Source organism: Burkholderia sp. BE17 (assembly GCF_009362305.1).
Classification (GTDB): domain Bacteria; phylum Pseudomonadota; class Gammaproteobacteria; order Burkholderiales; family Burkholderiaceae; genus Burkholderia; species Burkholderia pyrrocinia_C.
The window spans coordinates 24,163-44,297 of the sequence record NZ_WHNU01000017.1 but is presented as its reverse complement, the minus strand read 5'-3'; the positions used below and the strand labels follow the sequence as shown (position 1 = coordinate 44,297).

General features: G+C 60.9%; 15 protein-coding genes and 2 pseudogenes. 4 read left to right on the top strand and 13 right to left on the bottom strand.

Features of this window, described 5'->3' with window-relative positions; translation table 11 throughout:
• Positions 1-37: 37 nt before the first annotated feature.
• Complete coding sequence (locus GD429_RS16320) at positions 38-1,735, bottom strand: M4 family metallopeptidase (RefSeq protein ID WP_152857872.1); 1,698 nt, start codon at positions 1,733-1,735, stop codon at positions 38-40.
• A 422-nt stretch (positions 1,736-2,157) separates the two neighbouring features.
• Between GD429_RS16320 and GD429_RS16315 the strand changes: the two are divergent.
• Both GD429_RS16315 and GD429_RS16310 read left to right on the top strand, forming a co-directional pair.
• Positions 2,158-2,298 (top strand): annotated as a pseudogene (locus GD429_RS16315) (IS3 family transposase); the annotation flags it as partial.
• Positions 2,299-2,349: 51 nt separating this feature from the next.
• Positions 2,350-2,568, top strand: a complete 219-nt coding sequence (locus GD429_RS16310) for a hypothetical protein (RefSeq protein WP_152857871.1) — start codon at positions 2,350-2,352, stop codon at positions 2,566-2,568.
• A gap of 89 nt (positions 2,569-2,657) precedes the next feature.
• Here GD429_RS16310 and GD429_RS16305 read toward each other — a convergent pair whose 3' ends face one another.
• The 3 genes from GD429_RS16305 to GD429_RS16295 all read right to left on the bottom strand — a co-directional run bounded on the left by GD429_RS16305 (position 2,658) and on the right by GD429_RS16295 (position 7,146).
• Entirely contained in the window at positions 2,658-3,665 is a 1,008-nt protein-coding gene (locus tag GD429_RS16305) for a lipase family protein (RefSeq protein WP_152857868.1), read from the bottom strand.
• 155 nt (positions 3,666-3,820) lie between these two features.
• A complete protein-coding gene (locus tag GD429_RS16300) occupies positions 3,821-4,951 on the bottom strand; it encodes a pentapeptide repeat-containing protein (protein ID WP_152857866.1) in 1,131 nt (376 codons plus the stop codon).
• A gap of 1,256 nt (positions 4,952-6,207) precedes the next feature.
• Complete coding sequence (locus tag GD429_RS16295; RefSeq protein ID WP_152857864.1) at positions 6,208-7,146, bottom strand: response regulator; 939 nt, start codon at positions 7,144-7,146, stop codon at positions 6,208-6,210.
• A 244-nt stretch (positions 7,147-7,390) separates the two neighbouring features.
• Between GD429_RS16295 and GD429_RS16290 the strand changes: the two genes are divergently transcribed.
• The gene (locus tag GD429_RS16290) at positions 7,391-7,864 is read left to right on the top strand and encodes an acyl-CoA thioesterase (RefSeq protein ID WP_152857862.1); all 474 of its coding nucleotides are present in this window, start codon (positions 7,391-7,393) and stop codon (positions 7,862-7,864) included.
• A gap of 13 nt (positions 7,865-7,877) precedes the next feature.
• Here the strand turns inward: GD429_RS16290 and GD429_RS16285 are convergent, their stop codons facing one another.
• From GD429_RS16285 to GD429_RS16265, 3 genes are all read right to left on the bottom strand, one after another.
• Entirely contained in the window at positions 7,878-9,320 is a 1,443-nt protein-coding gene (locus GD429_RS16285; RefSeq protein ID WP_152857860.1) for a sensor histidine kinase, read from the bottom strand.
• 20 nt (positions 9,321-9,340) lie between these two features.
• Complete coding sequence (locus GD429_RS16280) at positions 9,341-9,802, bottom strand: hypothetical protein (RefSeq protein ID WP_152857858.1); 462 nt, start codon at positions 9,800-9,802, stop codon at positions 9,341-9,343.
• A gap of 651 nt (positions 9,803-10,453) precedes the next feature.
• Complete coding sequence (locus GD429_RS16265) at positions 10,454-10,768, bottom strand: helicase (protein ID WP_152857854.1); 315 nt, start codon at positions 10,766-10,768, stop codon at positions 10,454-10,456.
• Between the two features lie 440 nt (positions 10,769-11,208).
• On the opposite strand from GD429_RS16265, the pseudogene GD429_RS42050 reads away from it, so the two are divergent.
• A pseudogene (locus GD429_RS42050) lies at positions 11,209-11,301 on the top strand (nuclear transport factor 2 family protein); the annotation flags it as partial.
• Positions 11,302-11,313: 12 nt separating this feature from the next.
• On the opposite strand, the gene GD429_RS16255 reads toward GD429_RS42050, so the two are convergent.
• The 6 genes from GD429_RS16255 to GD429_RS16230 all read right to left on the bottom strand — a co-directional run bounded on the left by GD429_RS16255 (position 11,314) and on the right by GD429_RS16230 (position 20,133).
• Positions 11,314-12,183, bottom strand: a complete 870-nt coding sequence (locus GD429_RS16255) for a 4Fe-4S dicluster domain-containing protein (RefSeq protein WP_152857852.1) — start codon at positions 12,181-12,183, stop codon at positions 11,314-11,316.
• A gap of 10 nt (positions 12,184-12,193) precedes the next feature.
• Positions 12,194-15,172 carry a molybdopterin-dependent oxidoreductase gene (locus tag GD429_RS16250; protein ID WP_152857850.1) on the bottom strand — a complete coding sequence of 993 codons (2,979 nt, stop codon included), beginning with the start codon at positions 15,170-15,172 and terminating at the stop codon, positions 12,194-12,196.
• Positions 15,173-15,226: 54 nt separating this feature from the next.
• Positions 15,227-15,964, bottom strand: coding sequence for an OmpW/AlkL family protein (locus GD429_RS16245; protein ID WP_152857848.1), 738 nt, complete (start codon positions 15,962-15,964; stop codon positions 15,227-15,229).
• Positions 15,965-16,078: 114 nt separating this feature from the next.
• On the bottom strand, positions 16,079-18,073 hold the full coding sequence (locus tag GD429_RS16240; RefSeq protein WP_152857846.1) for an acyl-CoA synthetase: 1,995 nt from the start codon (positions 18,071-18,073) through the stop codon (positions 16,079-16,081).
• Positions 18,070-19,026 carry a fumarylacetoacetate hydrolase family protein gene (locus GD429_RS16235; RefSeq protein WP_152857844.1) on the bottom strand — a complete coding sequence of 319 codons (957 nt, stop codon included), beginning with the start codon at positions 19,024-19,026 and terminating at the stop codon, positions 18,070-18,072. The genes GD429_RS16240 and GD429_RS16235 overlap by 4 nt, the downstream gene beginning before the upstream one ends.
• 36 nt (positions 19,027-19,062) lie before the next feature.
• Complete coding sequence (locus tag GD429_RS16230; protein ID WP_152857842.1) at positions 19,063-20,133, bottom strand: VOC family protein; 1,071 nt, start codon at positions 20,131-20,133, stop codon at positions 19,063-19,065.
• Between the last annotated feature and the right edge of the window lie 2 nt (positions 20,134-20,135).

The window sequence follows — 20,135 nt, the reverse complement described above, 5'->3', positions numbered from 1 at the left end:
CGGCTTTCCGGCGTTCAATACACCCACCCAAGCGCCATCAATTCACCCCGACCGCACTCCACACGCGCGCGACCGTGGCGCTCTCGGCCGAGTTTGCGCCATACAGGTCGTTCGCCGCCTGGATCGACGCACGCCGCGCGCTCGGGTAGCTCGAGTTGGCGTTCAGGTACACGGTCAGCGTCCGGTACCAGATCTTGCCGGCCTTCTCGCGGCCCAGGCCACTGAAGGTCGTGTCGCCGTTGCAGACCAGCTGCGACCTCGACAGACCGGTGTCGGTCGACGGCACCGCCGGGCCTTCCGACAGCAGGTAGAAGAAGCGGTTGCCGACGCCCGACGTGAAGTGCGGATCGTGGCGCGGATTCGACCACGAGAAACCGCCGGACGGATAGCAGCTGAACGACCGGCCATCGAGATCCTGCTTGTACATCTTGCGCAGGCCGCCGCTCACCACGCGCGCGCCGATCACGTAGTTGCCTGGGTCGTTCGGGTTGTTCGCATAGAACTTCACGAGCGTGCCGAAGATGTCGGACGTCGACTCGTTCAGGCCGCCCGCGTCGCCCGAATAATTCAGGTTGGCGGTGGCCTCGGTCACGCCGTGGCTCATCTCGTGTCCGGCCACGTCGACCGACACGACCGGCTTCGGCAGGCTCGTGCCCGACTGGCCGTCGCCGTACACCATGATGTGCGACGGCATCCATGCCGCGTTCGCGCCGGTCGTGCCGCTGCCGGTGTCGAACACCACGTGCGCGAAACTCTTCACGCCGCGCCCGTCGTTGAAGATGCCGTTACGGTTGTGCGTGGTCTTGTAGTAGTCCCAAGTCAACGCGAGGCCGTAGTCGATATCGGCGGCGACGGTTTGCCGGTCGGTGGTCGAACTGTTGCCCCACACGTTCGTGCTGCTCGTGAAGATCGGCAGGTCGGTCGCTTGCTCGACGTCCTCCGCGATCAGCCCGCGGCCGTCGTAGACGGAGCCGCTGCCGCGGGTCGGATCGAGCATCCGGTATGCGTTCGTGCCGGTCTGGTCGGTGGTCAGCGTCAGGTTGCCGTAGTACAGCGAGCGGCCGGTGCCGGTCGCGGCGGCGGTCTTGATCAGGTCCTGCGCGTCGAGCACGGCGCCCGTGCGCGCGTCGACGTAGTACAGCACGGCATCACCGTGCGCATCGGTCGCCTTGCCGTATACGCGCACCGCGTAGGCCAGCGTCGGCGTGACGTCGCGCGCGAACACGACGAGTTCCGCGTCATCGATGCGGCGCACGTCCGAGTTGAAACGCGCGGCCGCGATGCGCTTGACCCTGGCCGCACCCACGTCGGGCGCGTTGCGCACCACGAAGCGGTCGCCGACCTTGCCGATCTTGCCGGCGAGATCGATCGGCGCGGGCTGGGTCAGGCTCGCTTGCTTCAGCTGCCCCTGGTTCGAATGGACGACGACGTCGCCGCCGATCACGGGCAGGCCCGCGTAGAAGCGGTCGAAGCGCACGTGCTCGGTGCCGTCGGGATCGACGATCACGTCGCGTACCTGGAACTGGTCGCCGTCCGTCGGCGCGCCCGCCTGCGGCGCCGCGAACTTCAACGTGCGTGCGGCGCTGCCGGTAGCCAGGCTGAAGGCGGACGGGTTCTGCTGGATCAGTTGCAGCGCCCTGTCGACCGCGGCCGGCTGGTCGCCGGCTTGGGCAAAAGCGCTGAGACTCGCGAGGGTAATCGCGGTGATGGACAGCAGACGAGACAGTTTCTTCATGTAATCCCCCAGATTATGAATGAATGCGTGATTTTCGAGGAATGCATCAAGGACAAACTTTGATATGAAACATGTTGCGAACCGCAGGGGCATGCTAGAAGGTCGTTTTTATAATTACAAGATATTTTCTGATTGATTAATTTTTTATCTTGTTGCAGTTAATCAAGTCAGGATTTGGTGGGAAATATGAAATGATCTTGTCGGCCGCGTTGGCGGTATCGACAACTTCGCGCTGAAGGGAGCGCTTGGGGAACGTCGAGAGATTAGGGGTGAGGCGGAGGGGCACTGCTCGAACGGAATCGGCGATTTAAAGTGGAGCGACAACATCATCCGTAAGTTACTTTATTAAATTGTTTCCTTTATTATTGATGACATTTGCGGGGTAGTGTAATTGATTCATGACGCCGCATTTAGCACTTATGGAAGCGAAGGTTGTGATCGAGCAGTGGCGACACTACTCCGATGCAATCCGACCGCATTCGAGTTTGCCATACCTGACGTCCGACGAGTTCGGGCAGCAGTGCTGTTTAACCGAAGCAACCGAAGCCGTTCCCAAAGATTGAAATGGCCCGACGAAATCAGGCCGGTCACCCGTTCAAGACTGGTGTTTCGCGATGGATGACTTACTCGACATGACGAACACCATGACGGTGTTGCGCGAGATCCTGGACAAGGATCTCGCGACCGATTTGACGGCGCTGCTGGAAATACTTGCGGCATGCTTTGCGCCGCCGCGATTGCGACCGTTCCAGTACTTTGAGTTACCGCTGAGAGAAACTTTACTCTGGTCTATTCCAATGGATTGCGCACCAGCCACATCATGCGTCGCTTAATCCGTCAGTGATGAGGTGAAGTCAATAACACCCGGCCACGCGCCATTCCCCCGGGCGTCGGGGATAGCCGCGTAGCTCGGGAACCGCGCTCACTGTGCCTGAGTGGGAGGCGGCGGGGGCAAAGGAATATCGCCCAGATTCAGCCCCAGAAGCAATATATATGCGGGGATATGCTGATATCCGGCCTGCAGATAGAAATTCGTAAGCTCATCAGCAGGCTTTCCGTCAAGCCTCTTTTGCTGGGCGTCGTAATTTCCCCATTGGCTGTAATTAAGAGGTGTCGAAGTGATACTTATCGCATCGATAAGCACCTTGATGGCGTCGGAGGGCGGAGCGGAACTATAGATCGTTTTCACATTCAGGATGGTTTTTGCATTCCACGCCATCGGCACGATGTCGCACGTGTTCCATACCCGTGTCGAATTGGCTCCCATTTGTTCGTCAAAGTAACCGGCAAAGATATCATTGCCCGCTGTCGGTGCAGCAAAGGTTTCGCAGGTGAATTTCAGGTTCGACGCCTGCAAGTCGCGCGCATTCTTCAGATATAGGACAAGGGCTGATGCCAAGGCTCCGCCCAGGCTGTGCCCGATAACGTTGATCGTGCTCGAGGGCCGCACCGTCTTGAGAAAATCGACGAGCGTCGCGCCGTTCGAGTCAGTGGTCAGGATAACGGACGACAGTCCTATATCCGTTCCGGCCGATATGCCCGCCAGGTCCGAGCACGACGGTACGTACTTCCGGAACGACACGAGGGTTTCGTACAGATTGTCCTCCAGAAGGTCCACGGGGGAAGAGAAATCGGTGCCACTGGTCACCACCGAATATTCGCCGGTGGCTACCGATTGCAGCACCACAGTGATGTGCGCCGCATATTGATCCGAATCGGGGTCCCGAAGTACGGCGGGGCCCCAAGCGATACTGAACTGGTGGTTCTGGGTCATCTTGGAAAGGTTCAGGCCAGTCTTGATGTTCTGACTGACCTGCTCCACGGTCGGATCTTTAATTGCCTTTCCCGAAAAAAAGTCGGTAGCTGAATTGTTAACGACGTAGGCTAACGTGAGATTGATCTGCGCTTGCTCCGTACCGGCGTTCGACATGATTGATCTTCTCCAGATGGATTGAAAATTCGACTTCCCGTGCGGCAATTACGCCAGCGGTGCCGGCGGCATCCGGTGGTTGATCGACGGCTCCGGCCTCCGGTCCGCGCCGTCGATCGACTCGTAGTTGAGGGCATACACGTTCCGGTCCAGGCTCACGGCGAGCCTGCCCGATGAGACTCATTGCGTCGACACCAGCAGATCGCGCTTCGGCGTGCAGATATCCATGCAGCAGTCGACCGTCGAGCTGACATTGCCGGAACAGGAGAGCACGCAGACATACCCCTTGGCCTCCACGTCATGAATGAGGCGCTGTCCATCTGCGCGTGGCTCCCGTCGCAGATATCATCCAGGTCGTCTAGCGCGTACGTGAGGACCTTGTTCACGCGTGCATTCGTCAAGACGGTTCGGTTTTGGGCTGATCGGGTGATGAGGATGGGCTGAGTGGGATCCGCGAGGATCGCCAGGGCCACGTCAGCGCCTTCGAAATTGCGGTTGTCGAGCGTCGCGCCGGCGAATCCGCACCCTTTCACGCTGGCGCCGCTCGGATCGACGTCGTTCAGCGACGCGTTGCAGAAACTTGCGGAATCCGGTCGCCGCCCGGAGAGGGCGCTGCCATCCAGGACCGTGCATGAGAAGTTCGCGATGCCCGAGGACGTGACGTTGCTCGGATTGCAGCTCGTCACCTTCGTGCCGGAGAAATCCGCCTCGTACAGGTATAGATGCCCGAAGTCGACCCGGTCGTACGATTGCTTGTCGAGGTCCGACGCACTCGAGAGGGCCTGGTGTGTCGTGACGTCCTCGGACGGGCTGGACGCGATCGTGGCAGCCGTTGGCTTCATCCAGAAGACCGATTCATACAGGATACATACCCGGAACGCGGCGACAGCCGACCTGTCCCCGACGCGTTCCATCCAGATGGCGTTGTTTGCCGGTTGAATGCCGTACGGGCCGGTACTTGCCTGACCTAGCGTCGGGGGCGTGTTAGGAAAGATGAGCGCGATATTGGCGTCGTCGGTGTCCAGGATCGCGCTGCCGCGGTCCAGCCACGTTCCGTCGAGCAGCGATTGAACCTGAAGCCGTTCATGAGTGCCGCCGTTGAAAGGCAAGTCGGGGGTGAGAGGAGCACCCGCGTAGAAAACGAATACGCCTGTGTCCTTGATGTCCATCTGCTTGCACGTCAACGTATCACCCTGGCGGAATACGAACCAGGTGCTCAGCCCATTGACGGTTTTGGAAATGCTGTAGTGGCCGATACACGATCTCACGGAGTTCGGGTCTACCATTTCAGTTTCCTTGTCCGCCTGCCGTACGGAGGCAAGGGGACAGATATAGCGTCTCGATTTCGACGCCGCTGGCGAAAAATCAATGATCCAGCATCACGAATGACACACTGTCCATCTGATTTCTGACGACCTGGCTCGGAACGCTGCGAACGCTACAGAACCGAGAGAAGTGCACGGCGCGAACCGTCTCATTTTTTAGTGTGGTTCAGGTAGGGCAGCATACTTCCCCCTTTCCTGTTTCCTTATTGAACTCTTTTGCCATCCTAACAGTAGGCTATTGAGAATCAACCGTCACCTGTATTCTTTGACAGGGGGGGCAATTCGATCGCTCGTGCTATCGAAAAACATCGAACAATCCGTGTCACTATTTTATCAGGAAGAACAATTTCACGAAGGCATTTCGTAATTTGTGCGCCCCACAAAAAATCCCACATTTATTGGAAATTGATCCAATCGATGTTCTTCGGTTTCAGAGAATGCATTACTCAAGAACGAGGTGAAGATATGATTTTCGTGCGGCCTGGCAGGGTTCAAATATTGAGCACATCTGCATGCCAATGCCTTGACTTGTGCTGATTCGGCGGGCCCGATCCCGGCCGGCGGTACTTGCGGGTAACCACATCCTGTGGGCCGCACCTCCGGGAGATTTTCTCCGTGTCGCTTGGGGGAACGTACGCGGAAATGTGGGTCGCCAGTGCGTCTCATGCAAATTGAAGCAGGGCATGACGAGGCTCGTCACGAAGCGGCAGTTTCGGTCGCGAAGATCGGCAGCCGGCTCCGGTAGTTGGGCCGAAGAAACGAGGGGTTCGATTTCGACACAGTTTGCCGGTGCAAGCCGGTCCCACTTCGACAAGGGCTTGCGGTCCGTCCCAAGTAAATTGAGGCCATCCAGCATCGACCCGACCCGGGCCCAGGCGGTGACGTCGACGCGCCGTGAGGACGACCTCAATGCGCCAGTCGGAAATTTACGGATCGCTTGTCGCTGCAGCTTTCGTGAAGCGTGATGACAACATCAGATCGAGAATCGATCGAAATCGGGAGGCGGCGCAGATCGCTGATCGACAGCCTGCTCTGATTGGATGTGCCGTCTGATTGGAATTGTAGGTGGCCCTCGGAATAGGGTGCAATTGGAACAAAAGTCCGTGCCGATGATAACTGTCAATATCGACAGGGATTGTTCCAATTCGAGTTGCTGCCGAGCCGACGACAGCACCGCCTCGCCTGCCCGTTCCGTTTAGGGACCGGCGGATGATTTCTTACGCGTGACGCCATTTTGCCAATGTGGGCAGCTCGCGCTCGGCGGCCGCATCATCCAGACGGGTCCAGCTATAAAACGTGCCGCTCCATCCCGGAACGGGTTGCGGGGTTGCGCAGCGAATGTCCGCGAGGCCCGGTCGATAGCCCTGAGATGGCCAGAACAGCGGCATGATGCGGCGCGCTTCCATGCCGCGGCACAATTCGGCCGGTCCGCCCGCGTCGGCCACGATATCGCAGTGGAACGACCAGTCCTCCTCGTTCCAGGCGAGAAAGACACTTGGCGCACCGGCGGCGTCGAACATCAGCACCGCGTCCTGATTGGGGCGCCAGTAGTATTCGACGATACCTTCCCGCGCGGCCACCTCATCGATCAGCTTGACGATCCGCGGATCCCGGTAGGTCGCCCCCGCTTCATGCAGGCTGATGTGCCCGCGGGCTGCGCAGAACTTGCGTTTCGCGTTGTCCAGCACGGTTGCCAGCTTGCGGGCCATCTCGACGTCGGTTTTCTTCAGATAGCAATCGATCAGTCCCGCGTTGAACGCGTCCACCGCCACGCGCTCATCGGCGATGCCGGTGAGCAGGATTTTCATGCAGTTCGCGTTGCGGATGGAGGACAGAAACCGGATGCCGTCGACCTCCGGCATTGAATAGTCGACGACCACCGCGCCCACCGCCTCGAATCGGGCGAGATCGGTGAGCACATCATGGCCGATCGCATTTCCGCCGGTCTTCTCCGCACCAAAATAGTCCGCGGCGGTCGGTGGTATCTCCGCGTCACGCGACGACACGAAGTCGAGCGCCGCCTGGGGCTGTGTAAAAAAGCGGTTCAGGTGTTCGTCCGGAAATACGCCCCGCAGTGCCTGCAGGAAATCCGGATTGTCGTCGACAAACACCACGGACACGGGATAGAGCACCGGCTGCCTAACGAAGGATTGCATTCGAGTCTCGATAAATCAGCAGAAGAAGATGCGGTACCGGAGACGCGTTACCGCGAATGACGGTCGCGTTGCACGACCGCGCCAATTATCCGGCGAAATTGGGACGCATATCAACTGCTTGTCATTCGCGAATTCGGCACGTTTTGAACGCGCCGCTCAGCAGAATTGCACGGGGAGAATCGGGCCATTCCTTCTCGTTGAAGGAATGCGCAGCTACCGCCAGTAGCGACTCAAGGAGTTATCCATGTTGACGCGAGACGCGATTCTTCACGTCCTTTCCAACGAAACGGCACATCTGTCCGAGAAAACCTTCCACCACGTGGTCGACATTTACCTCAAGGATTCGAATGCTTTCATGAACACCTATTTCTCACGCTACTTCGAATGGCAGGGCGTGTGCCGTGAACGCTGGTTTCACGAATGCATCCACAACAATCTGCTGGCGGCCGGCGGTTCTTTCGTGACGAAGCGAGCGCATCAGGAATACGTCCATGAGACGTTTCCGTTCCAGCGGGTCGATTGCTATCTCAACACGTTCGAGGTTCGGCAGTGTTCGGCCTATCTGCTGTTTCGCTTCTACGTTGACGGACGACAAGTGTCGCTGGGGTATCAGCAGATCGTGTTTGCCGGTTCCGACAAGCGGATTCGCCGGTTTCCGCCGGGCATCATCGAGCGGGTCAAGGCCTATGAACTGATCCTGCCGTCCACCGCGAACTGAATGTGAGACCGCCTTACCCGATGCGATAGCGCCGGGTGGGCGCCGGCGGATCGCGCAATGCCTGGTCCGCCGGCGAACCGGGCTCCGGCAGCCGAATCGTGAACGTGGTCCGGACGCCGAGGACGGATTCACACGCGATGGTGCCGCCGAGCGCTTCGCATACGCGGCGACAGAAGCTCAAGCCCATGCCGGCGCCGCGACCGTGCGATTTGGTTGAGAAGAAGGCGTCGAAGATTCGAGGGAGCACGTCGGGGGCGATGCCCGTGCCCGTATCGCTGAAACGCACCACGCAGTAACCGTTGCTGCGATGGGCCTCGATCTCGATCTGCCCACGGCCGTTTGCGTGGATCGCGTACAGGGCGTTTTTCAGCAGATTGAAGATGACAAAGATCACGAGCGAATCGGATCCGGAGAACTGAAGGTCCGGATCGATCGCGTCGACCGATACGCGGTCTCGCTCGCCCACATGGAAGGGAAAGCGATCCACCGCGGCGTCGACACAGGCACGTATCGGATGGGCCGCGAAACCGTGGCGATCGAGTCGGTCCAGCGTAAACGACGCCAGGGACATTTCGACCACAGTACTCGTGGTGTCGACCTGGCGCCGGATCGACGACGCGAGCGTCGGCAGCCGCTCCAGCTGTCCAGGATACAAACCGTCGGCGCACAACCGGTGCTCCACCGCCAGCCGATACCCGCGCAGCAGCACCGGCAGGACGTTTCGCAACTCGTCAGCGTGCAGGCCGATCGCCGCCAGAGGCGTGGCCACTTCGTGTGCGACCGTCGCGGCCAGCAGATAGGGGCCCATCAGGCCATAGCGGACGATCGACGTCGCGAGAATCCCGAGACTGACCGCGATAAACAGCACCCCCAGGGGATAGAACTCGACGCCGTAGTTCACCGCATAGTCGGTGGCCGCGAGCGAGTAGAGGCCCAGGCTGACGAGGCATTGCGCGAGCAGTTGCCGGACGTCTCGCGCTCGCTCCTGTCGTCTTGCGTCGATCAGGAGCCAGCCGCTGCGGGCGGCCAGGAACACCGTCTGCATGACGTGCAGCGGATGCAGTGGGCCCGCCTTGGGATACGGACCAAAGAAATGCAGGCGGAATCCATCGACGACCACATTGCTCGTAACCAGCAGCCCAGCCAGCAGGATGCAGAGTCCGTAGGACGCGAGCATGATCGGCCGCTCGTCCCGGCGCGACACGATCTCCGTCACGAAATGATAGAAGGTCGTCGGCAGAAACAGGATGAACAGATAGCCTGCCTTGACCAGCACGTTGGCGATGTCCGCGTCGGTCGTCTGGAACAGGAAGGCCCATGTTCCCTGCCAGACGAAGGTCGTCGCGCACATCAAGACGAACGGGACGGACACTCTTGTGAGCCCCTTGGTGGCCAGCACGTAGAGGCCGAACCCGAGAAACAGGGCAGATATAAACGCGGGCAAGATCGAGTACATGATGCGTGAATCCACGATGTTCACTGGTCGCGCACCACTGAACTGTCTCGGCCGGTGCCATTCGCGAGAGTAGCACGCAGGGGGAGGCGAGCGAGCGCGGCGGGTTTGTCCACGGGGCCTCCGCGCATCACGATTGCCAAGCATGCGCGTGACGGGTGCCGGATAGGATAGTCGAACGCCATCATGATGAGGAACTGGCCATGGATTTCAACTTGGCCGCTACAAGCCGCGTCCCCGCGATTGCATTCGTCATCGCGATCGCGCGAGCTATCGCGATGACGAATGTCAAGCGTCGCGCCGCAACTTAAGCTGCGGTCGATCGTGTGAAGCAGGAACGCGAACAGAACAACAGTCTGCCCCGGCGAACTGCCCGACCGGCGGGTGAATCGCCATCGGTTTTCAAGCGGATTTTCGAAGCAATCGCATCGATTGAACACAAAATCTCTGACACTGACCCAACAAATGGTCCGGTTCAGGGTCATAAGCCTGTCTGCTTAAACGACAAACTTAGCTGCCTGGAGGTGGCACAAGATTCAATTGTCCGACACGACGAATCGCATGTCGGTATTTGTGTTCAGGCGCTCAGCGCCGCGCCAAATTTTGCTGCGGATGATTTCGTCGACCATCTCAAGAACGATTCTCTGTCCTTCGCGTACCGCATTGTGAATGCGAGCGCGCTGTATTTTCACAGAGCGCCCACGTCATATAGGTCCCGCGGATCGGGCTCCACGAGATTGAATCTTCCCGGTACGCGTTACCACTGACTGCGCAGCATGGCGTTACCGTGTCGGCAATTCCCTGTCGGGCAAGTTCCATCGAGAGGTGCAGCGTGGCGCCCTCGGACGCATCTTGTGCGGGAGGGGTTTGAAGCGTTTGCCTTCGACTCGATCGTTGACGGGGCGCACGTCCCCGTGGTCGCCTGGATGCAACGTGCAGGGAAAGATGTCGAACGTGCCTCGGTACCTACTCGAGATCCACGGCAGCTACCCCTGTTTTAATAACGGTGCAGTTCGATTCAGTCCGACGCGCGGTTCCAACTCGAGGCATGTGTATCCGAAAGCGTACGCTGGATATTCGCACACCGGCTCCAGAGCAGGAGCAACTCTCCCGTCGGCTTCCGTTCCGACCATCTTTTACGCGTCATTCAGCCAGGACATTTCCACGGGTGACACGACCAGTTGCCGGAATTCGCGTTTCAGATCGAAGATGAACCCGACCAGGATCATGGAGTCGGCGTAAGGAATCGGAAAGACCTGCGGATTTTCCGGAGTCCGCAGGGGGCGCTCGGGCGTGTCCGCTGTCGCCGCGGCGTTCTCGCGAACGCTTTCCAGTTCGTCGGCCATGGCCAGGCCACCGCTTTTCAGCACACGGCTACGCAGGTCGCTGAAGGGCTCGATGCGCGCAGCGTCTTCGTGGTATTCGGGCACTTCGTAAATGAACCAGGACATTTTCGTCTCCCATGAGAAGGGGCGCTATTCTAACGCTGCGCGACGATCCACCGAAAATCGGCCATGTTGTGCGATGGCCGTGGCCGCTGCGGGGCGGGCTGACAGGGGCGATTTCTGACGAGGCGGGCCGCCGCCGCCGCGGCGAAAGCGTTACCTTGCTCAAGACCGTGAGCCCGTTTTCGCGTCATCCAACCTGACCTTGCAATGCTACGCCGCGACGGCCGGGTTTTGCTTGCATGGCTTTCAATGCTGCTAATTCGGACTAGCGGCATGGCGCTTTTGACGACTGTCGCCACGAACCCCGATGCGCCGTACAACGACCGGTCTGGTTTCGGCGATGGCAGGTTTTTCATGCCTGTGTCGGCGGTCGAGCATCGATAGGGCGCCGAGCTCCGGCTGCACGGCTCTGTCGACAGGGATTCTCCCTAGAGGTGATCTAGGTCGATTATCTGAACCTGATGAAGATCGACGGGCGGTGGCAGATTGTCGCGAAGCACCTCCATCGTGCCGGCAGTGCAATCGCCGCAAGCTGAGCGTTGCCCGGATCATGAGCACTCGATCGCCACGGCGTCTGTCGACCGACTGAGCCTGATCTCGCCCAGGTAGGCGCTGTCGCCCAATTCGCACTCGCGCCACGCGTTGCCGAGGGCATGTCGGATTTTGACTCGGTAGGGGCCGCTGCCCCTGGCCAGGCCGCTGAATCGGAAATCGCCGAAGCCGTCCGAGACGGTTTCGGCTACCTGCTGATTACCGATGTACAAGGTGACGGCCGCATCCGTGACACACTCGACCACGTCTCCTGCCTGGACGCTGACACTTCCGCCGACGAAGCACGTTTCCCAACGCTCGAGGCCGCTATACCAGACGCGGGGCTTCGTGCCCAGGTTGGGTCGCAATACCTTGAGCCCCTCGCGTCGGGCCTTCTCGGCCATCGCCGTGTCATCGAGCTTGACCGTCTCGAAGACATCGGTGGGGCACGACTGCTGACAACGCGGGCGGGACCAACCCTGGTCGAGCAAATGAGCATCGAAGATCCAGATCTGGGGCAGTTGCAGCGCTTCGTTCCAGACGATCGCCTTGTAGGGGCAGGCCTTCACGATGTCCTTTCGGCCTCGCGCCTTGTCCGGATCGATGATGACGATGCCGTCGGCACGCTTGCGAATGGCGCTGCCGCCCACACGCATGCAGGGCGCGTCGTCGCAGTGGTTGCACATGACCGGCAGATAAGTGGTCTCGACCATATGCGAAGCGCCCTGTACGCGACGCAGGATGCGGATGGGGCTCTCGGCGCTGGCCGCGGCGGGGGCGGCATAACCGGGGAAGTCGTTGCCGACGTGCTCGTCTCGCGCGGCGATCACGCAGTTCTGGCAGTTCTCGCAACGCCCGACTTTGATAATCAGGTTCCACTTGCTCATTTGAAATTCCTCACGCTGCGCGACCGAGCATGAACGCCTCGGCACCGCGCCATTTCTCGACCTGCACCAGGCAGGAATTCGGGCTCATGCTGCTGGTGCCGGAGGTCTGCGGCCGGTCGGGGGTAAGCATGTTCATGCAACCGCCAATCTCGACTTGCTCGCCGTCGATTTCAATCAGCTGAAATTCAGCGCTCGCCTCGTAGGATTTCACCACTCCGGCGTTCACCAGGGGCGAGACATCGGCCGCACAGATCACGGCGCCGCGGTCGTTGTGCACTTTGACGAGATCGCGATGGGCAATGCGTCGAATGGCGGCGTCGGCCGGATTGAGCCTCAGCAGCCAGAACCGGTGCCCCGCGATCAGCGCGCGATGATCGTCGATGCCGTTCACCGCGGAATTCTTGCCGTCACAATGGGTATGAAAGCTGTAGCGGCTGTGGGTGGCGATCAATTGCAGCGGGTAGCGCCGAGCCAGGTCCGAGCGCAGGCCCTCCCAGGAGGGGATATAGCGGTTGAGCGACGGCCGCTCGGGATTGTCCGCAGTGTGCCGCTTCAGCAACTCGGGCACGAACTCCAGCTTGCCGCTCGGCGTCTGCAGGCCCCGGCCGAACTTTTCCGAAAACTGCGACGGCAGCGGATGAGGTTCCGGCAGGTCCTTCCTTCTGTCTTCCGCATACCAACGCATGTCCACGGGATGGCGAAGCTCGGGCTTTTCGGGCGGCACGACGAAGTAGCCCTTGCGGCAGAATTCGCGCCACGAAATGTGATCGGGCAGATCCGACGAGTCGAAGACGCGCTTGACCCAGTCGAGATCGCCGCAGCCTTCGGTGAAAACGCCACCCAGGCCCAACCGAGTCAGGATGGCGGTGAAAATGTCGTAGTCGGAGCGGGACTCGCCCAAGGGTTCGATGCACTTGTGCTGCAGCGTCAGCATGCGATGGTTGACCGTGCCATACCCATGGTGGGCGTAGCCGCCCGAATTCGCCCATTCTCCGATATCCCAACGCTCCAGCGAAGTGCACGCGGGCAGGATGATGTCGGCGAACTGGGCTTCGCCTTCCATCCAGATGGACTGATTGACGACGAACTCGATGCTCGAGTGCCGGTAGGCCTCCGTCCAGCGTCCGGAATTCGTCACGGTACTGAACGCGGATCCGCCATAGCGATAGATCATGTGGATCGGCGAATAGCCGGGCATCGGGTAGGTGAACGGTGCAAACTGGGCTTCCTGGGACATGCCGTCCCAGAGATAACCGGTGGCGTGACCGTTGAGAATCGCTTCGGGCATCTGCTGTCGCGGCACCATCTGCTTGACGGGGTTCATGGTCAGGATGTGCGGCATGCGCTGGTAGTTGTCCACCGCATTGGCGGTCCACGCCAGGTCGCCTGAAATGCCGCCGTCCGCGTAGCCGGGGAAGTAGAACTGGAGATCGTGCGGGACGCCGATCTCGAGGCAGCCGAAATTCACCCCCGGCTTGCCCCAGCCCTGCATGGACATCATCATGATCATGCAGCGCGCCCATTGCGCCCCGGTCGCCCCGCGGCCCGCGCCACCGAACCCCGCGCCGGTCATCCCGACGGCGAGATGAACCTTTTTCCTTCCCCATAGGCGAGCAAGCGCGCGGGCGTCCTTGGCCGGCACGCCGGTCTCGCTCTCCTGCCACTCGGGAGTCTTGGGGGTACCGTCGGTTTCGCCCAGAAGGTAGGCTTTCCAATCGTCGAAACCGGTCGTGCGCGTCGCGACGTAATCCTTGTCGTACAGGCCCTCGACGGTCCATACATACATGATGGCGGTAGCCAGGGCGGCATCGGTTTGCGGCCGGATCGGGATCCAGCGGCCGCCCAGCAGCTGTGCGGTCGGATTGCAGTGCGGGTCGATGTGAACGAACTCTATGCCGAGTTCCTTGGCCCACAGGCGGCGCGGCGTTCCCTCGAATCCTGCGTACGCCCCGTTGGTACTTTCGGGGTCGCAGGACCAGAAGACGATCATTTCGGCTTCCTTCAGACCATCCTCGAGGCCGCCGTAGCCGGAGGGCACGCCGACGCGCATCGAGTTGCCGAAATGATGCATGGCGCCCCAGTACCAGCCTTCCCAGCTGTCCGGATTCGCGGCGACGCGGGTAAAGCCGATCAGGTTGGCGAAGCGCGTCAGCGCGCTGAGGTAGTAGCCCACGTTGCCCCACTGGTGGTGGGACGACATCGGGAACGTGATGGAACCGGGGCCGTGAACGCGCTTCTGACGGTTGATCTCCTTGGCCACGATGTCCAGGGCTTCGTCCCAACCGATACGCACGTAGCCGGACTTGCCGCGGTTCTGGGGATTGCGCTCGCCGTCGGGGTCGAAGTCGACCCGTTTCATCGGGTGGAGGATGCGCTTGTCGGAGTAGACCAGCGACTTGAGGGTCAACGCGTGAGGCGCGACCAATCCACGCCGTGGCGGGCTGAAGCGGCGTCCACGTGCCTCGATCACCCAACTTTTCGCATCCGTATCGTCCAGCTCGATGGGGGTCACGCGGACGATGCGGTCATCCTTGACGTAGACGAACAGGGGCCCGCCATTGGTACAGGTGGTGTAGCGGCGGGTGCCGTCGCGCATGGGCGTGCCCATCGGCAGGCCGACGGTGCGCATCATGCCCAGGGTTTGCATGAGCCAGACCAGCAGTTCGTCCTCGCCCTCGGTGACCACCTTGAAGTTCTTGGCGGCGTGGACGATTTCGCCCTGGTCCGGGTTGGGCGAAAGGAACTTCAGCGCGGTGGCGACATCCTTGAAGGCCATGCGCACGTCGGGCCGCGGATGCTTGCCGGCGCGCGATCGAATGCGGCCATTCTTGAACTCGATGGCGCGACCGATGCTTTGATCCATGAGCCCGATCCACGCGACGAGATTGCGCTCCTTGAGGCGATCGCGATAGGCGGGGAAGCGGCGCGCCGTCAGGTCCAGAACCTTGGGCAAGGCAAAAAGAATGGTCTTGAGAGCCTGTCGTTTCATCGTTCGATCCAGAGTGTTGCTTCCATGCGGGGGGCTGGCATCCGGGCGCACCCGCTAGAATGTGTAAGCGACGTTCAAGAAAACGCTAACGGGATTGAGTCGGAGCGTCGATTTGGAAACGATCTGCGTCCCGGTCGCGGTTTGACCGTATAACGTGAGGTGGGTCTTCACCGGCATGTAGTTGACGGAGGTACCGACAGACCAGTGTTTTGTGATCGCGTAACTCGCCCCCAGCTCGAACACCGGGTTCCACGACGAGCTGAGTGTCGCGCGCGCCGAGCCGCCCGGCCCAAAGCTATCGGAGACAAACTGGCGATTGGTCGCCCGAACCTGAGTGAACCACGTGTAGTTCACGCCAAGCCCCGCGTATGGACGGAATTTCGATGTGGCCGAAAACAGGTGATATCGAAGTTCGATGGCGGGCGGCATTGGCCTTGTCGTGCCGAGGGTGCCATACTTCTGCAACGTCCCGTCGCCAATAAGATTTACTTTAAGTGGCAGTCCTAAAAGAACGGTGACACCAACGTTGTCGGTGACGTAGTACTCGGTGGTGATTCCCATCGTATCCGTCGAACTGGCATGCGCCCCGGTACCGGCCAGTTGCCGATTCACCGTCACGCCGCCAACACTTTGCACGGTCAGCGGCGTTGCGTCGCCCTGTGGCGATATGTGCAGCCATCCCACCGATGTGGTGATGCTTCCTGCCGTCTGTGCATCTGCATTGTCGGCAAGTGCAGCCGAGCAGATACAAACCGCCATGCCTGCGAAATGCATCGTTCGCGTGAAATTCATCTTTGTCTCCTCTGTCTCGATCCGATTAACGAATAAAAATTAATTTGGATACCTTATTTAGAATGACGGGCCGCTTTCGGAGTGTGTGTTATCCCGGCTAGTCGCGCTCCTCCGTCACGGCAGATCCGTCGCTGTCGGTCCGGGCGATCGTATCGGCCTCGCGGCGATCGAAATCGAGAACGCAAACGGAAATCGCCCCAGCACGAAGCGCGCCGCAGTTTCGTGCCCGGGATCGCTCAGCTCGACCAGGACCGACATTCCGCTTGAATCGTTGGTCGTGACGTCGACTGATGCGCCGGGGGCTCCGCCCTGGTCCAATGCCGCGCGGAGCGCGTCACCCGTCTCGCGGCGCTTGAGTTCCGGCTTGAATATCTTGCCGACGCCCGTGAGCGGGATCGCTTCGACGATTCGGACGTGCTTGGGCAGGGCGGCGCGTTCAGCGATCTCCTGCTGCATGAACGCTTCCAGATCGTGCTCGGTAGCGGTCATACCCGGCTTGAGCTGAACATACGCGACCGGCAATTCACCGGCATACGCATCGGGGCGCCCGATTGCCGCGGCGATCTGGACCGCCGGGTGTCGATGCAGCGGTTCCTCGATCGTCGCCGGGTCGATATTGTGTCCGCCGCGGATGATCAGATCCTTCTTGCGGCCGGTCAGCCAAAAGTAACCGTCGACGTCGCAGCGACCTAGGTCGCCGGTGTTGAGCCAGCGCTTGCCGTCACCGAGATCGAGCCACAGGGCCTGGTTCTGGTCGGCACGCGTGTAGCCGGTGAAGACGTTCGGCCCGGAGATGACGAGCAGCCCCTCCTCGTTGGCCGCGCAATCGCGCAGATACCGTCCCGCATCGTCCACGACGACTGCCTTCATCGCCTGGAAGGGGATGCGAAGCCCGATCGATCCCAGCCGGCGCTCGCCGGTCGTCGGGTTGACGCTGCTCACGCACGTTCCTTCGGTCAGGCCGTAGCCTTCGAGAATCCGGATGCCCGTTTTTTCCTGGAAGGCCCTGAAGATGCCGACCGGCATCGGCGCGGCGCCGCACAGGCCGTATTCGAGCGAGTCGATAACATGATCGTCGGCAGGAATGTCGAGCAGCGAAGCATAAAGTGTCGGGACGCCACTGAAGAAATTGATGTGATGATGTTCGACGATTTCCCAGAATCGTTTGACGACGCCGTCGCCCCGGTAACCCTGCGGTGTGCCGAGCACGACATGGGCGCCGCGCGAGAAAGGCAGAAGGCCAGTCACCATCGCGGCATTGACGTGAAAGAGCGGCAATCCGCAAAAGGTCGTTTTGCCGGGGCCGATGCTGTCGCCGAAGAACCGCCCGGCGCTCCATGCATTCGCCACTTCGTTGCCGTGGCTGCGCATCGCGATTTTCGGCAACCCGGTGGTTCCACCGGTACAGAAGAAGGAGGACATGTCGCCGGGTTGAATGCGGCGCGCATTGTCGAGCGCTGTACCGGATTCCCGCGCGATTGCCGTACCGAAGTCGTGGATCTGGATGTGTGCAGGCACGGCGCTGCGCAAACCGCCATCGCCATACAACTGCACACACGCGTCGTGCTGGAGCGTGCGGGCCGCCGACTGCGCCGTGCCCCGCACGCGATCGGCCGGATTGACCAGCACGAGATGCCGCAGCGGTTCGACCTCGTGAAGGACATCCGCGACTTTTTGCCAGAGATCGATCCCGGGAAATGGCGCGAGCGTTACGAGCACGCTGGCGGCGGCCGCCTTGAGCAGATTGGCAATCGCTTCGCGCTCAAGCAGTGGATTGATCGCGCATACGATGCCGGTCGCCTGTCCGCCCCAGATCACGAAATGCGTTTCGGGAAGATTGGGCAACAAATAAGCGATCACCGACTGCGAATTCACGCCGAGGCGCGCGAACATGTTGGCCGTGCGCGTGATGTCACGGACCAGTTCGCGATAGGTCCAGCACTCCGCGTCGCGGTGCGCGTCGGCGGTCATGAAAAAGGAGAGGGCAGGGGCGGACGGATCGATGGCCGCACCGGCGCAGATCATCTCGTACGTGCTGGCCGGAAGGTCGGGCGGAAGGCCCTGCGCTTCGATCGCCAGCACGTCGTCCTGGGTCGCGATGCCGTTCATGCTGCTTCGTCCACGATTTCGTTACGTTGCACGCCCAGATCGATCGTTCCGTCGCGGCTCGCGATCCGGGCTTCGACGATATCTCCGGCCTTCAGATACTGCGCGCGTCCCGCCTGCACCTTCATGAACATCTTCCACTTGACGGATTCGGGAAAGAACGCAACGGCACGCTGCTTGAGCGGCGACGGGATGCTGAGTGCGCAGCCGGCCGGCGTGCCGGTCGCGAGCAGGTCGCCGGCGCGAAGGTCGTGCACGCCCGACAACTCGGTCAGTGTTTCCGCCGGACCATAGACGAGGTTCGATGTCGAGTCCTGCTGACGCACCGCGCCGTTGACGGTCAACGTCAGGTCGAGCGCCTTCAGCTTCGGGAAGTCACGCCGCTCGAGCAGGCACAGATAGGGGCCGACCGGGCCAAAGGTCCGGAAGCTCTTGCCCTTGTAGAACTGCATTTGCGGGATCTGGACATCGCGCGCGGAATAGTCGTTGACGATCACGGTGCCGGCGACATACTCGTGCAGGTTCGCGTCCGTGATCTGCCGGTGAGACGTGATGTCGCGTTTGAGGATGAGGCCGAGCTCGATTTCGTAGTCGAGAAACCGGACGTGCCGCGGTTTCACGACCCGTGAGTCGGCTGCGACGATGCAACTCGTCGCCTTCGTGAAGATCATGTTGAACTCTTTCGCGTCCGGATCCATGCCCGATTCGATCATGTGCCGACGATAGTTCGCGCCCTGGCAAACGAATTGCTGGTTGGCTGTCACCGGTGGCAGCCACTCCACGTCCGACTCCGGAATAGTCGATCCGTCGAGCGTGATGAGTCGCTCAACCGGATTCGCCGCGAGAAAGCTCGCGGTTGTTTCGAAGTCGCCGGGAATCGGCGTGACGGCGCCGTTGGCGACCACACCCCATTGGGCGCGGCCGTTATGCCGGAAGTGCAGGACATGCAGTGACATGAATTGTCTCTCGTGAGTCGAATGGGCGGTTGGGGATCAGGCGAACAGCTTCGCCAGGGTCAGCAGCTTGCTCAGCGTCAGATCGGGACTGCGGCGCAGGTTGCGAAACAGCGCCGCGAGGCTCGACGGCGTGAACCGGGGCTTCGTGAAGCTGCGCGGCATCGTCGGGCCCCACTGCGCCATCGCTTCGCGGCTGACCGCGTGCACGCCCGTCGGCTCGTCGGCCGTGAACAGGTCGCCGTCGCAATAGTGTTCGTGCTTGTCGCCCCACGGGTCCTGCCAGTAGTCGAAGATCTGGCTGCCCAGAATGTGCCGGCCGATGCCCCACGCGTGCGTCCACCCGTTGTCGCGGAGCATGCGCTGGCCCATGCCGACGGCATCGGCGTCGACCAGTTCGTATGCGCTGTGGCTATAAGTCGGCACGAACCCTTGGGCGAGCGCGAGCGTATGGTGATCGGCCGGCCTGTCGCCGAGGTCGAGCCGCATGAACGCAACCGCAGGGGAGCCGTCCGGCAGCACCTGGACATCGCTGGGGATGAACCCGAAATGCTGCGTGTACCACGCGCAGGTTTCCTGGTAGTCGGCGAGTTCGAGCACGACGTGCCCGAGCCGAATGATCTCGGGCGCGCGTGCCGGCGGCCGCTGCGTCTCGTTGATCCGCACGGGCGCGTCGACCGAGTTGAACGGGAGCGGAGCACGATGCGGCAACGTGTCGGCGAGTGTTTGGCCGGCAATCGCGTCGACCCGAAAACCCGACGGATCGACGAGCCGCACCCGGTGGCCGCCGCCGGGCCAGTCCGATGCCTCGACCTCCGACGCGCCAGGGACTTTGGCGAGCGCCTCCAGATCGGCACGACTGTCGACCCGCAATCCGAAGCCTACGAAGCGGGCCTTCGGCGCCTGGCGAACGACATAACAGAAGTGTGCGGTGCCCGTTCCACGCAGCAGCAATAGCGTTTCATTCCGCAACACCGTTCGGAGACCGAAGTCGTTGAGAAAGTGCTCGGCCTCGTCGAGATCGGGACGATCGAAGATCAGATAGGCGAGCGCCGACGCCTTCGTTGTGGGATGAGGGTGGCGAGCCGGTTGTGTGGTGGTCAGTTTCATGG